Source organism: Variovorax sp. M-6 (assembly GCF_052114385.1).
Taxonomy (GTDB): domain Bacteria; phylum Pseudomonadota; class Gammaproteobacteria; order Burkholderiales; family Burkholderiaceae_C; genus Variovorax.
Genome location: NZ_JBFREQ010000037.1, coordinates 26,364 through 39,075, shown reverse-complemented (window position 1 = coordinate 39,075; position 12,712 = coordinate 26,364). Strand labels below are relative to the sequence as shown.

Sequence of the window (12,712 nt, the reverse complement as noted above, 5' to 3'; positions counted from 1 at the left end):
GTTCTCAGAGGGTCTCGACCGTGTGGTGCATGTTGGTGTAGATGCAGAGTTCGCCGGCGATCTCGAGCGCCTTCTTGACGATCTGCTCGGCCGGCAGCGCGGAGTTGTCGAGCAGCGCCTTGGCGGCGGCCTGCGCATAGGCGCCGCCGGAACCGATCGCGATGATGCCGTTCTCGGGCTCCAGCACGTCGCCGTTGCCGGTGATGATCAGCGAGGTGGTGGCGTCGGCCACCGCCAGCATGGCCTCGAGGCGGCGCAGCACGCGGTCGGTGCGCCAGTCCTTGGTCAGCTCGATCGCGGCCCGCGCCAGGTGGCCCTGGTGCTTCTCGAGCTTGGCCTCGAAGCGCTCGAACAGGGTGAAGGCATCGGCGGTCGCGCCCGCGAAGCCGGCCAGCACCTTGCCGTGGTAGAGCCGGCGGACCTTGCGCGCGGTGCCCTTGATGACGATGTTGCCCAGCGTGACCTGGCCGTCGCCGCCGATGGCGACCTGGTCGGCGCCGCCGGCAATCTTGCGGCGGACGCTGACGATGGTGGTTCCGTGAAATTGTTCCATCGAAGCAATCTCAGGGCAAAGGCCCGAATCTCAACCCCCGGGGGGCGCCGCGGCTAGTCTTTTCTGATGGCGACCGAGGCGTGGTCGGCGATGCCGATGACGCCGAAGAAGGCCGCGACCAGGCGGTGGGCATCGACGAACCGGACCTTCTGGCCGCGGCCATGGTGGTCGGTGACCCAGTTGAGCAGGGTTCCGGCGGCGGAGAAATCGATCCGGACCAGCGCCGCGCAGGACACCGTCGGGCTCGCCGAATCGGCCAGCTCGGTGTCGAGCCGCTGCCAGGTCGAAAGCGACTCGCCGACCAGCTCCCCGACCAGCACGCTGCTGCCGCTGTCCGCGGCGGCCGGCCTGGCGGCGGGCTGGCCGATCGAGAAAGCACTCGCGGCCGGCCTGGCCGCCGGGACCCCGTCGAGGGACACGTAGTCGCCCTTGGGATCCTCCCAGGGCGGAGGCGACACTTCGTAGGTGATGCAGTAGTTGAGCGCCAGCAGTTCGAACTCGTCGGCCCGGTGCATCACGCGCAGCGCGGCCATGTGCAGCTGCCACCAGACCGCGTCCACGCCGCGGTCGTTGGCCGGCGTGGCCTCGGCCAGCGCGAGCAGCAGGCGATCGCCGCCGCGAAAACGCAGCTGCACGGTCGAATCGGCCCAATGGGTGAACAGGGCCCGCAGCGGTCCGGCGGCATCGGGCTCGATGGCGTCGAGCATGCTCCAGTCGAGCCGCCAGGACGGGCCCGCGGCGCCGAGCGCACGCGTCAGGCCGAGCAGGCCCTCGCGCGCGAGCCGCGGCGGGCTCGCCCAGTCGGCGTCACCGGCCGCCACCGGCCCCGCCTGGGGTTGCGTCGCGATCGAGGCCCGGATGGTGTTGGCCAGGGCGCGGAACGAGATCCAGTCGGGCGCCGGCTGCTTCATGCGCTGCGCATAGCGGGTGCTGGCGGCCACGAACTTCTCGGCATCGCCGGTGGCGCGATAGAGATCGAGCAACGCACGCCAGGTGTCGTCATGCTCGCCGGTCGGGCTGTCGGGCGCGAGCGCCTGCAGCAGGATGGCCTCGGCGCCCGCGTCGTCGCCGTGGGCGTAGCGGATCGCGGCCTCTTCGATGCTGCCGTCGTGGGCCGGCAGCTGGACCTGCAGCCCCTGCACGCCGCCCTGCGGGACGCCGGGGACGGTGTCGGCATAGGCGCGCGCATGCTGCTCGGCCATGTGCGCGCCGTCGGCGGCCGCGCCCTCGCCGTCCTGCGTGCCGCGGGGGCCGCGGCCCTTCCACCACTGCTGGGACATCTGCTCTTCGATCTCGTCGATCTTCTTGAGCGTGAGCGCCCTGCCCTCGGTCTTGCCGGAGGTGCTGCTGACATTGAAGGAGGACGGCGTGGCCGCGGGGTCGCGCTCGCCGGCCGCTTCGCGCTGGCGCAGCTTGCGCAGCATGTCGAACTCGCGGCGGCGCACGAAATCGTTGCGCTGCCGCCGCTCGATCATCTCCTTGAGCATCTCGCGGCTGTAGCCGTTTTCGAGCGTCGACGACTCGTCGGCGTCGAGCTCGGACCAATCCTTCAGGGGATTGCGAACGAACTTCGCCACCTTGGACAGCAAGCGACCGGAATCTTCCTTGGCCATGCGCAGCGTCTCCGTCCGGCTCCTCGGGCGATCAGTCGCCGAACATCTTCTGCTTGAGCTCGCGGCGCTGCTGCGCCTCGAGCGACAGGGTGGCGGTCGGGCGAGCCAGCAGGCGGCCGACGCCGATCGGCTCGCCGGTCTCGTCGCAGTAGCCGTAGTCGCCGGCATCGATGCGCTGGATCGACTGCTCGATTTTCTTCAGCAGCTTGCGTTCGCGATCCCGCGTGCGCAGTTCGAGCGCATGTTCTTCCTCGATGGTGGCGCGATCGGCCGGGTCGGGCACGACCACCGTGTCCTCGCGCAGGTGCTCGGTCGTCTCGCCGGCGTTCTCGAGGATGCCGCGCTTGAGTTCCTGCAGCTTCAGGCGGAAGAAGGCCATCTGCTTGTCATTCATGTACTCGGTGTCCGGCATCGCGATCACTTCGGCGTCGGTGAGTTCCTCGGCGGACTTGGTCTTCCAGTTGTTGACCAGCTTCGGATCCTTCTTGACCGCGATCGGCGGCGGCGGCACCAGCGCGTTCGAGGTGATCTGCACGAAGCTCGATTTGGCTGCGGTGGACGCCACCGATTGCGGCATGGAGGGGACCGTCAGCTGCGACAGCCGCGACACGCGGCCACCGCGTGCGGGCGCGGGTGCGGCGGTCGTTGCGGGCGTCGCCGGGGCGGAAGAAGAGGAGGCGGCAGCCGTTTTTTTCATGGGAGTCGATGGTGCAGGTGGCGCGGCGGGGGGGCCGGCCGGTTTGGATGAGGGGGCGCTCGCGGTGGCGGCAGAGGTCTTGCTCTTGGCAGGGGCCTTTGGCGGCGCGGCGGACTTGGCGGAAACCTTCTTCGCCGCGGGTACAGCCTGCTTTGCAGCCGCCGTCTTCTTGACGGCCGGCTTCGGCGCGGGCGTGGGCTTTGCGGCGGGTTTCTTCACGGTGACTGGCTCCTTCGATGAACTCGAACGCGCATTCAAATCATGGGTGCTCGCCGATGGCGAACCCCGGGGTTATACCCCCGAATTCAGCCCGAAACCGCGCCCGGCCCTATGCCGGAAGTCACACTTGGTCAAAGAAGGTCGATCGCAGCTCCCGGAACAGGCGCGCGATTGTATAGAGAGATCAGCGCCGCAACGCCCGAGCCGCCAAAACCGGCGCCCGGCAAAGCCAGAGATACCGCGGAACCGGCTTCGCCGGGCCGCCGGTATCGCCCCCCGGAAGGGGGGAGGCGCCGCAGGCGCGTCGGGGGTCAGCCTATACCAAGCACTGGTCCAGGCCCTGCTCCAGGATCTCGCGCGGCAGGTCGATGCCGATGAACACCATGCGGCTGGTGCGCTTTTCGTCGGCGCCCCAGGCCGGGCCGAGGTCGCTGCCCATGAGCTGGTGCACGCCCTGGAAGATCACCTTGCGCTCGGTGCCCTGCATGTGCAGCACGCCCTTGTAGCGCAGCATCCGCGGGCCGTAGATGTTGACGATCGCGCCGAGGAAGTCCTCGAGCCGGGCCGGATCGAAGGCCCGGTCCGAACGGTAGACGAAGCTCTTGACATCGTCGTCGTGGTGATGGTGGTGGCCATGGCCTTCTTCCGCATGCGAGGGGTGGTCGCAATGCTCGCCATGCGCGTGGTCATGGTGGTCGTGCGCCTCTTCCTCCTTCAGGAAGTCGGGGTCGATGTCCAGCTTGGCGTTGAGGTTGAAGCCGCGCAGGTCGAACACGTCCTTGAGCGGCACCTCGCCGAAATGCACCTTCTGCTGCGGCGCGCGCGGGTTCATGTGCTTGAGCCGGTGGATCAGCGCCTCGGTTTCCTCTTCGGCGACCAGGTCGCTCTTGCTGATGAAGATCTGGTCCGCGAAACCGACCTGGCGGCGCGCTTCCTGGCGGTCGTTGAGCTGCTGGGGCGCATGCTTGGCATCGACCAGGGTCAGGATCGAGTCCAGCAGGTAGCTCTCGGCGATCTCGTCGTCCATGAAGAAGGTCTGGGCCACCGGGCCCGGATCGGCCAGGCCGGTGGTCTCGATCACGACGCGGTCGAAGTCGAGCAGCCCCTTGCGCTTCTTGGCCGCCAGCAGCTGCAGCGCCTCGCGCAGGTCCTCGCGGATGGTGCAGCAGATGCAGCCGTTGCTCATCTGGACGATCTGCTCCTTGGATTCGGTGACCAGGATGTCGTTGTCGATGTTCTCCTCGCCGAATTCGTTCTCGATCACCGCGATCTTCTGGCCGTGCGCCTCGTTCAGGATGCGCTTGAGCAAGGTCGTCTTGCCGGCGCCGAGGAAGCCGGTGAGGATGGTGGCGGGAATGAGGGCCATGGGGGGGTGCTCCGGGAAACGAGGGGGATCGGGGAAGGCGGAAAGTTTAGCGACCGGGGCCCGGTCGCGCTGCGGCAGGGGCAAAGGCTACTTGCGCACCACCACCAGCCCCTTCAAGTACTCGCCCTCGGGGAACTCGATGGTCATCGGATGATCGGGCGCGGCGCCGAGGCGCTCGGTGATGTAGCCGTCCACCCCGGCGTCGATGCCGGCCGAGGCCACGATCTTGTGGAACAGGTCGGCCCCGATGCCGCCTGAGCACGAAAAGGTCAGCAGATGCCCCCCGGGCGCCAGCAGCTTGAAGGCCTGCCGGTTGAGGTCCTTGTAGGCGCGCGCGGCGCGCTCGGCATGGGCCACGGTCGGCGCGAACTTCGGCGGGTCGAGCACGATGGCGTCGAACGTGCGGCCCTCCTCGACGAAGCGGCGCAGCGTGGCATTGACGTCGGCATCGAGGAATTCCGCTGCAGCGCCCTCGAAGCCGTTCAGCGCGACATTCGCCCGCGCCTGCTTCAGCGCAGGCAGCGAGGAATCGATCGAGATCAGTTCGGCGCCCTCGACCGCGCCGGTCGCCTTCAGGCCCGAGAGCGCGGCGACCGTGAAGCCGCCGGTGTAGCAGAAACAGTTCAGCACGCGCCGGAAGCGGCGGTTCTGCGCCAGTTCGGCAAAGCGCTTGCGGCTGTCGCGCTGGTCGAGGTAGAAGCCGGTCTTGTGCCCGGTCGCGATGTCGAGGCCGAGCTGCCAGTCGTGTTCTCGGATCGCCAGCTCGGTGGGCCCGCTGCCGTGCATCCAGCCGGTCACCGGCTTCAGGCCCTCGCGCTCGCGGCCGCTGGCGTCGGAGCGTTCATACAGCTTGCCGAGGCCGGTGGCCGCAAGCAGCGCGTCGGCCAGCGGTGCCTTCCAGCGCTCGACCCCGGCCGAGAGGAACTGCGCCACCAGCGTGTCGCCGTAGCGGTCGACGATCAGCCCGGGCAGGCCGTCGGCCTCGCCATGGACCAGCCGCACGCCGTCGCTCTGCAGGTCGAACAGCGCGCGCGCCCGGACCGCTTGTGCGACCCGCGCCGCCAGGAAAGCCGCGTCGATGCGCTGCGTCTCGTCGAAGCTCCAGGCCCGGGCGCGGATCTTCGAATGCGGGCTGTAGGCGGCCCAGGCCAGGAAGCGGCCGTCGTCCGACTCGATGCGGACCGTTTCGCCGGCATCGCCGCCGCCCTTCGCGATCGCGGACTCGAACACCCAGGGATGGCGGCGCAGCAGCGAACGCTCCTTGCCGGGCCGCAGACGGAGAAGCTTCATGTTTTGGTGCTCTTGTTCTTTTGCAGTGTTTCGCCGATCGGCGGCGGGCCCTCGTCGCGGGCCTGGGCCCGCGGGTGCGCGGCGTCGTAGGCGCGGGCCAGATGCTGGAAATCCAGCCGCGTATAGACCTGGGTGGTCGAGATGTTGGCGTGGCCCAGCAGTTCCTGCACCGCGCGCAGGTCGCTGCTGGACTGCAGCAGATGGCTGGCGAACGAATGCCGCAGCATGTGCGGGTGCACCGGCGCCGGCAGGCCGGCCTTGAGGCTGCGCTGGCGCAGTTGCTTCCATACCGATTGGGCGGAGAAGCGGGTGCCATTGCGGCCGATGAAGAGCGCCGCGGCGCTCCCTGGGTCCCGCAGCCGCGCGGCCCCGAGCGCCGCGCAGCCGTCGCGCACCGCCAGCCAGGCCTGCAGCGCCTCGACCGCCTTGCTGCCCACCGGCACGAGGCGGCGCTTGCTGCCCTTGCCCAGCACATTGGCTTCGGCGGCATCGAGGTCGATCCAGCCGCGCGCCGTGCTGCTTGCGCGCACATCCAGGCCGGTCAGTTCGCCGACGCGCAGGCCGCAGCCGTAGAGCAATTCGACGATCGCGCGATCGCGCGCCTCGCCCCAGGGGTCGGCCTCGGCATCGTGCAGCTCGGCCAGCCGCACCGCATCGTCGACCGCGAGCGCCTTCGGCAGCGGCCGGGCGGCCTTGGGTGCGTGCACGTCCTGCACCGGATTCGATCCGACCCGCCCCTCGTGGCCGAGCCAGCGGTAGAAGCTGCGCCAGCACGAGAGCACCAGCGCGATGCCGCGCGGCTCGCGGCCTGCCCCATGCATCTGCGCCATCCAGCGCCGCACATGCGCGGTCTCGACCTTGTCGAGCGCGAGTCCTGCCGCGGCGACGTTGCCGGCCAGCGTTTGAAGGTGGATCGCATAGAGGTCCACAGTCCGCGCCGCCAGGCGGCGTTCGACCCGCACGTGGTCGAGATACTTCTCGATCTGGACCGGCATCGCTGCCGGCGCCGCGTCAGTGGAGGTAGCCATTGGCGGCATTGTTGACGATGGCCAGCGGCTCGCGCAACGCGCCCTTGAAGGCCATGCCCCACTGCTGCCAGCAGGCGCTCGGCGCGGCGGCGAACTGGACATCGAACAGGCGGTCGAAACCGGTGGCATGCGCCAGTCGCTCGGCTCGCCACAGGTGGTAGGGCTCGGTCACGATGACCACGCTGCGCACACCCGCGGCCTGCAGCACGGCACGCGACATCGACAGGTTCTCGCGGGTCGACTGCGACACCGGCTCCAGCAGCAGCGCCCCGGTGTAGCCTGCACCGCGCGCATGCTGCTCCATGACCTCGGCCTCGATGCGGCCGTCCTCGCTGTCGACGCCGCCGGAGAACACCAGCTGGCGGACCGTGCCGGCCTTCGCCAGCGCGAGGCCGGCGTCCACCCGACCGGTCAGGCAGGGATTCGGCCGGCCGTCCTTGTAGGCCCGGTTGCCCAGGATCAGCGCCGCATCGGCCGGGCGCTGGGGTGGCGCGGCGAGGCGCGCGAGCGCATGCCGCCAGACCATCGCGTGGATCGACGCATAGCCCAGCAGCAGGACCGCCGCCGCGCCCAGCAGGCCGCGCCGCAGCCTCGGGCTCAAGGACGCAGGCGCGACAGCGCGCCCGAGGCCAGCTCGGCGATGCGCTCCAGGAAATCGGTGCCCATCTCGGCGTTGTAGCGCTGGGCATCGGGCGAGGCCAGCACCAGCAGGCCGAAGGCCGGCGCCTCGGGCTCGGGCCGCAGCGGGATCAGCGCGATCGAGACCGCCGCCTGCGGCTCGGCGAGCCAACCGGCGGCCTCGAAGCCGGAGTTCAGGCCGCAGTAGGGCGCGGTCAGCGAGGTGGCGAGCGCCTTCACGTCGTCGCTGACCCACTGGGCGTAGGCCTCGTCCTGGTAGGCGCTGTCGAAGTCCCAGATCTTGATCGCGGTCTGCGGCACCATGAACAGGGCCTGCAGCTGCGCGGCGATCTGCGCCGGCAGCGCGCGCGGGTCGCGGGTGGTCAGCAGGCCGCGGGTCCAGCGCTGCAGGCGGTCGGCCGTGACCGCGTTCTCGGTGCCGTGGCGCACCATGTCCATCACGCGGTGCTCCAGCGCCTTGATCTTCTCGCGCAGCATCTCGGCCTGGCGCTCCTGCAGGCTCACGGCCCGATTGCCGTGCGGGCTGGTGAGCTGTACCTGGCCGAGCAACTGGGCGTGGCGCTCGAAGAAGTCGGGGGTGTTCGACAGGTAGTTGGCGATGTCGTCTTCGGTGATCGGGTTCATGGCGTTGGAGTTGAAATTGTTCATGACGGGTCCGGCACCTCGATGTCGCCTTCGAACACGGTGACCGCAGGGCCGGTCATCAGCACCGGTGCGCCGTCGCCGGCCCATTCGATGGTGAGCGGTCCGCCCCGGGTCTGGACGTCGACCTTGCGCTCGAGCAGGCCGAGCCGGATGCCCGCGACCACCGCCGCGCAGGCGCCGGTGCCGCAGGCCAGGGTCTCGCCGGCGCCGCGCTCGAAGACACGCAGGCGCACATGGGAGCGGTCGACCACCTGCATGAAGCCGGCGTTGACGCGCTGCGGAAAGCGCGGATGGTGCTCGATCAGCGGGCCCTGGATCGCGACCGGCGCGCTGTCGACGTCGGCGACGATCTGCACCGCGTGCGGGTTGCCCATCGACAGCACGGCCGCCGCCACGATGGCGCTGCCGGCATGGGTGTCGAGCGCCAGGTGCCAGGTGTGCCAGGCGCCTTCGGGCTGGGGATCGAGACCCGCGGTGTCGAAGGGCACGCGGGCCGGTTCGAAGATCGGGGCCCCCATGTCGACCGTCACGCGGCCGTCGGCACCCATGCGCGGCTCGATCACGCCGGCGAGCGTCTGCACGCGCACCGCGTCCTTGGTCGTGAGGCGGCGCTCGCGCACGAAGCGCATGAAGCAGCGCGCGCCGTTGCCGCACTGCTCGACCTCGCCGCCGTCGGCGTTGTGGATCACGTACTGGAAGTCGATGCCCTCGGCCGGCGACGGCCGCACCGAGAGGATCTGGTCGGCGCCGACGCCGAAGTGGCGGTCGGCCAGGAAGCGGTATTGCGCCCCGCTCAGTCCGAGCGGCGCGCGGGTTTCGTCCAGCACGACGAAGTCGTTGCCGGCGCCCTGCATCTTGGTGAAGCGGATTCGCATCGGGGGATTATCTGCTGCCCCATCGTGCGGCGGCGCCTGGGGACTGTTCAGGCGCTGGTGCACGTGACGTGTCAGGCGCGGCGCCCGGCCCGCCGCCGATCGAGCGCCCGGTCGAGGAAGGCCAGCCGGTCCTGGCCCCAGAAACGTTCGCCGTCGAGGATGTAGGTGGGCGCGCCGAAGACGCCGCGCGCCACCGCCTCGGCGCTGTAGGCGCGGTAGGTCGCCTGGGTCTCGGGTGTCTGTTCGAGCGCCTGCAGCGCCGCGCCGTCGTAGCCGTTCTCTTCGGCGACCGCGATCCGCACCGCGGCATCGGCGGTGTTGCGCTCCTCGGCCCACAGCGCGCGCAGCAGCGCATGCGACAACGGCTGCGCGTCGAGGCCCTGCAACTGGGCCGCGATCACCATCCAGCCCGGATACTTGTTCCAGTCCGGATCGGAGGCCGAGCCCTTGGGGTAGTGCGCGGGCTCGAGCTGCAAGGGCATGCCCAGGTGATCGCGCCAGCGCGCCAGCTCGAGCGCGTGGTAGCTGCGCCTCGGCTCGGGCCGGGTCAGGAGCGGAATGCCACCGGTCTGCGACACGACGGCCTGGAAATCGTAGGGTTTGAGCGTGAGCTGCACGTGGTGGCGGCGCACGATGTCCTGCAACTGGGGGCCGCCCAGGTACGCCCAGGGCGAGGAAAGGCTGTAGTAGCAATCGAGCGCGATCATGTTCTGGATTATCTTCAGGCCATGGCATCCGACGCACCCCCTTCCGACGCACTGCCCCCGGTGCCGTTGCAATTCATTGCCAGCCCGCGCAACGCCGCGGCGCTGGCCCGGCTCGCGGCTCAGGCCCGCGATGACCTCGAACGCATCAACCTGCCGCCGCCCGCCTGGATGCTGCCGGCCGAATCGGCGACCGCCGAGGCGCCGGTGCTCGATGTGCTGATCGCCGGTGCCGGCATGTGCGGGCAGACGGCGGCCTATGCCCTGCGCCGCGAAGGCATCACCCACGTCCGCGTCGTCGACCAGGCCGCGCGCGGCGAAGAGGGGCCCTGGGGCACCTATGCACGCATGCTGACGCTGCGCAGCCCCAAGCACCTGGGCGGGCCCGAACTCGGCGTGCCTTCGCTGAGCTTTCGCGCCTGGTACGAGGCGCAGCACGGGGCTGGCGATGGCTCCGCGGACGGCAGCACGCCGGGCTGGCAGGCGCTGCACAAGATCGGGCGGGTCGACTGGCGCGACTACCTGCTGTGGGTGCGCGACACGGTCGGCCTGCCGGTGGAAAACGGCGTCGCGCTGCGCTCGGTGTCGCAGGCCGAGGACGGCCGCCTGCTCGCGATCGAGCTCGAACACCCGCAGGGGCGACGCGAGACCGTGCGCGCCCGTCAGCTCGTGCTCGCGCTGGGCCGCGACGGCAGCGGCGCGCCGCGCTGGCCCGCCTTCCCGTCGCTGCGCCGCGACGATCCGCTGGCGGCTGCCCGCGTGTTCCATTCCGCCGACGCGATCGATTTCGCGGCCTGGGAGGGGCGGCACATCGCCGTGCTGGGCGCCGGCGCCTCGGCCTTCGACAACGCGGCCTGCGCGCTGGAAGCCGGGGCCGCGGGCGTCACCCTGTTCGCGCGCCGCACCGAGCTGCCGCAGGTCAACAAGAGCAAGGCGGCCTCGAGCCACGGCTTCCTGCGCGGCTTCGAAGGGCTCGACGACGCCCGCAAGTGGCGCGTCTACACCTACATCTTCGACGAGCAGGTGCCGCCGCCCTGGGAGACCGTTCGCCGCTGCGACGCCCACGACGCCTTCGAACTGCGCCTGGGCTCGCCCTGGGACGACGTGGCGGCCGACGCCGATGGCGTGAGCGTCACGCTGCCGGACGGCAGCAGCGAGCGCTTCGACGCGGTGATCTTCGGCACCGGCTTCGACGTCGACCTGCTCGACCGGCCCGAGATCGCCGCCTTCGCCGCGCAGATCGACACCTGGGCCCGGCACGTCTCGGCGACCGAGGCCGAACACCATCCCGAACCGGCGCGCTTTCCCTACCTGGGACCGGGCTTCGAACTGCGCAGCCTCGAACCGGCGGGCGCACAGGCCCGGACGCTGGCGCGCATGCGCCTCTTCAACTGGGGCGCGACCATGAGCCATGGCGCGCTGGCCGGGGACATTCCCGGCCTCGCGATCGGCGCCACGCGGCTGGCCCAGGCGATCGCGCGCGACCTGTTCGTCGAGGATGCCGACCGCCACTGGGAACGGCTGCAGGCTCACGACGAGCCCGAACTGGCCGCGACCCGCTGGTACGTGCCGCCCGGCGGCGCGGAATGACTCAGAACCGCCGGTTGTAGGTGAAGATCAATCCGGCGGTGCCGAGGGCGCCGACCTGCAGGGAGTCCGCCTTCGTCAGCTGGTAGCCGATCGCGGGGATGATGCCGAGCCCGAAGCCGTTGTGATTGAACGGCACCTTGTCCTCGTACTCGCCCTTGTAGCCGTAGATGATGCCGCCGGACAGCTTGACGTAGATCGCCGGATTGCTGAACAGGCCGTCCCAGCGATAGCCGTAGTAGGCATAGGCGGACGCCTGGCCGAACGAGTTCCTGAATGCCGAGAAGCCCCACATCCAGCCATCGCCCTCGCTGCGCTCAACACCCAGCAGAACGACCTGCTTGTGCTCGTCTTCATTGCTGAAGTGGAGCGCGAAGGGGCCGACGACCAGCTCCCAGTAGGGTTTGCTGAATGAATCCTGAACACTCGGCTGTTGAGCAAAGGCCGGGCACGCCGTCAAGACGGCCAGATTCAGGCTAAAGATCGCTCTGGTGCGAAATTTCATTTCGGCCGGATTCTGCCTGCAAATCAGATCCGTTTGCCGCGGCCGTCCGCAGCGGCCGGTGTCGGGGGCTCGAATCGAGTGCCCGCGCCGTGGTCGACAGGGCGCGTCGCCGCGTGCGACAGCGCTCGAATGGGGAGAGACCTTGAAGGCCTGGCGGGCCGGCCGGCTGCAGTTGTGCCGGGGCCGCGGAAGCCTGCGCGCCTTCCGGCCGTCGACCCGCTACGCGCCGGGCGCTTCGGCGCCGCCCTGCTTCGCGGCCCACCGCTGAAGCAGGGGTCCGATGAGATCCACCGGCAGCGGAAACACGATGGTCGAATTCTTGTCGGCGGCGATCACCGTCAGGGTTTCCAGGTAGCGCAGCTGCAGCGCCTGCGGATGGTGGCCCAGGATCTCGGCCGCCTCGGCCAGCTTGACCGAGGCCTGCAGCTCGCCTTCGGCATGGATCACCTTGGCGCGCCGCTCGCGTTCGGCCTCGGCCTGCCGCGCGATCGCGCGCACCATGTTCTCGTTGAGGTCGACGTGCTTGATCTCGACGTTGGTCACCTTGATGCCCCAGAGGTCGGTCTGCGCCGCGAGGATCTTCTGGATGTCGAGGTTGAGGCGCTCGCGCTCGGACAGCAGGTCGTCCAGCTCATGCTTGCCCAGCACCGCGCGCAGCGTGGTCTGCGCCAGCTGGCTGGTGGCCTCGAGGTAGCGCTCGACCTGGATGATGGCCTTCTCGGGATCGATGACCCGGAAGTACAGCACCGCGTTCACCTTCACCGACACGTTGTCGCGCGTGATCACGTCCTGGCTCGGGATGTCGAGCACCATCACGCGCAATCCGACGCGCACCATCTGCTGCACGCCCGGGATCAGGATCACCAGCCCCGGTCCCTTGACCTTCCAGAACCGCCCCAGCTGGAACACCACGCCGCGCTCGTACTCGCGCAGGATGCGCAGCGAAGCCGCCGCGACCATCGCCAGCAGCAGGATGAGGAGCGCCACCAGG

Annotated in this window: 13 protein-coding genes; 1 reads left to right on the top strand and 12 read right to left on the bottom strand. The window is 69.7% G+C overall.

What is annotated here, in order from left to right:
- Window positions 1-4: 4 nt before the first annotated feature.
- The 10 genes from hslV to AB4Z46_RS29800 all read right to left on the bottom strand — a co-directional run bounded on the left by hslV (window position 5) and on the right by AB4Z46_RS29800 (window position 9,632).
- Window positions 5-553, bottom strand: coding sequence for an ATP-dependent protease subunit HslV (gene hslV / locus AB4Z46_RS29845; protein ID WP_442287176.1), 549 nt, complete (start codon window positions 551-553; stop codon window positions 5-7).
- 53 nt (window positions 554-606) lie between these two features.
- Window positions 607-2,166 (bottom strand): STAS domain-containing protein, encoded by a 1,560-nt coding sequence (locus tag AB4Z46_RS29840; protein WP_442287175.1) that lies wholly within the window; start codon window positions 2,164-2,166, stop codon window positions 607-609.
- A 31-nt stretch (window positions 2,167-2,197) separates the two neighbouring features.
- Window positions 2,198-2,863, bottom strand: coding sequence for an RNA polymerase-binding protein DksA (gene dksA / locus AB4Z46_RS29835; RefSeq protein WP_442287174.1), 666 nt, complete (start codon window positions 2,861-2,863; stop codon window positions 2,198-2,200).
- A 535-nt stretch (window positions 2,864-3,398) separates the two neighbouring features.
- Window positions 3,399-4,448 carry a CobW family GTP-binding protein gene (locus AB4Z46_RS29830; RefSeq protein ID WP_442287173.1) on the bottom strand — a complete coding sequence of 350 codons (1,050 nt, stop codon included), beginning with the start codon at window positions 4,446-4,448 and terminating at the stop codon, window positions 3,399-3,401.
- An 87-nt stretch (window positions 4,449-4,535) separates the two neighbouring features.
- A complete protein-coding gene (locus tag AB4Z46_RS29825; protein ID WP_442287172.1) occupies window positions 4,536-5,738 on the bottom strand; it encodes a class I SAM-dependent rRNA methyltransferase in 1,203 nt (400 codons plus the stop codon).
- On the bottom strand, window positions 5,735-6,766 hold the full coding sequence (locus tag AB4Z46_RS29820) for a tyrosine recombinase XerC (RefSeq protein ID WP_442287171.1): 1,032 nt from the start codon (window positions 6,764-6,766) through the stop codon (window positions 5,735-5,737). Before AB4Z46_RS29820 ends, AB4Z46_RS29825 begins: the two co-directional genes overlap by 4 nt.
- Complete coding sequence (locus AB4Z46_RS29815; RefSeq protein WP_442287170.1) at window positions 6,750-7,367, bottom strand: YdcF family protein; 618 nt, start codon at window positions 7,365-7,367, stop codon at window positions 6,750-6,752. The genes AB4Z46_RS29820 and AB4Z46_RS29815 overlap by 17 nt, the downstream gene beginning before the upstream one ends.
- Window positions 7,364-8,053, bottom strand: a complete 690-nt coding sequence (locus AB4Z46_RS29810) for a DUF484 family protein (RefSeq protein WP_442287169.1) — start codon at window positions 8,051-8,053, stop codon at window positions 7,364-7,366. Before AB4Z46_RS29810 ends, AB4Z46_RS29815 begins: the two co-directional genes overlap by 4 nt.
- Window positions 8,050-8,925, bottom strand: a complete 876-nt coding sequence (dapF, locus tag AB4Z46_RS29805; RefSeq protein WP_442287168.1) for a diaminopimelate epimerase — start codon at window positions 8,923-8,925, stop codon at window positions 8,050-8,052. Before dapF ends, AB4Z46_RS29810 begins: the two co-directional genes overlap by 4 nt.
- Window positions 8,926-8,996: 71 nt before the next feature.
- On the bottom strand, window positions 8,997-9,632 hold the full coding sequence (locus AB4Z46_RS29800) for a 2-hydroxychromene-2-carboxylate isomerase (protein WP_442287167.1): 636 nt from the start codon (window positions 9,630-9,632) through the stop codon (window positions 8,997-8,999).
- Window positions 9,633-9,653: 21 nt separating this feature from the next.
- On the opposite strand from AB4Z46_RS29800, the gene AB4Z46_RS29795 reads away from it, so the two are divergent.
- Window positions 9,654-11,219 carry a SidA/IucD/PvdA family monooxygenase gene (locus AB4Z46_RS29795; RefSeq protein ID WP_442287166.1) on the top strand — a complete coding sequence of 522 codons (1,566 nt, stop codon included), beginning with the start codon at window positions 9,654-9,656 and terminating at the stop codon, window positions 11,217-11,219.
- 1 nt (window position 11,220) lies between these two features.
- Here the strand turns inward: AB4Z46_RS29795 and AB4Z46_RS29790 are convergent, their stop codons facing one another.
- Entirely contained in the window at window positions 11,221-11,721 is a 501-nt protein-coding gene (locus AB4Z46_RS29790) for an ABC transporter ATP-binding protein (RefSeq protein WP_442287165.1), read from the bottom strand.
- 219 nt (window positions 11,722-11,940) lie between these two features.
- Window positions 11,941-12,681, bottom strand: a complete 741-nt coding sequence (locus tag AB4Z46_RS29785) for a slipin family protein (protein ID WP_442287193.1) — start codon at window positions 12,679-12,681, stop codon at window positions 11,941-11,943.
- Window positions 12,682-12,712 lie beyond the last annotated feature (31 nt).

Bases quoted from the DNA above. Each gene is read 5' to 3' on its own strand.
- dapF (WP_442287168.1), bottom strand. From the start codon at position 8,925: ATGCGAATCCGCTTCACCAAGATGCAGGGCGCCGGCAACGACTTCGTC.
- AB4Z46_RS29785 (WP_442287193.1), bottom strand. From the start codon at position 12,681: ATGGTCGCGGCGGCTTCGCTGCGCATCCTGCGCGAGTACGAGCGCGGC.
- AB4Z46_RS29820 (WP_442287171.1), bottom strand. From the start codon at position 6,766: ATGGCTACCTCCACTGACGCGGCGCCGGCAGCGATGCCGGTCCAGATC.
- AB4Z46_RS29840 (WP_442287175.1), bottom strand. From the start codon at position 2,166: ATGGCCAAGGAAGATTCCGGTCGCTTGCTGTCCAAGGTGGCGAAGTTC.
- AB4Z46_RS29830 (WP_442287173.1), bottom strand. From the start codon at position 4,448: ATGGCCCTCATTCCCGCCACCATCCTCACCGGCTTCCTCGGCGCCGGC.
- AB4Z46_RS29795 (WP_442287166.1), top strand. From the start codon at position 9,654: ATGGCATCCGACGCACCCCCTTCCGACGCACTGCCCCCGGTGCCGTTG.
- AB4Z46_RS29825 (WP_442287172.1), bottom strand. From the start codon at position 5,738: ATGAAGCTTCTCCGTCTGCGGCCCGGCAAGGAGCGTTCGCTGCTGCGC.
- hslV (WP_442287176.1), bottom strand. From the start codon at position 553: ATGGAACAATTTCACGGAACCACCATCGTCAGCGTCCGCCGCAAGATT.
- dksA (WP_442287174.1), bottom strand. From the start codon at position 2,863: ATGAAAAAAACGGCTGCCGCCTCCTCTTCTTCCGCCCCGGCGACGCCC.
- AB4Z46_RS29790 (WP_442287165.1), bottom strand. From the start codon at position 11,721: ATGAAATTTCGCACCAGAGCGATCTTTAGCCTGAATCTGGCCGTCTTG.
- AB4Z46_RS29800 (WP_442287167.1), bottom strand. From the start codon at position 9,632: ATGATCGCGCTCGATTGCTACTACAGCCTTTCCTCGCCCTGGGCGTAC.
- AB4Z46_RS29810 (WP_442287169.1), bottom strand. From the start codon at position 8,053: ATGAACAATTTCAACTCCAACGCCATGAACCCGATCACCGAAGACGAC.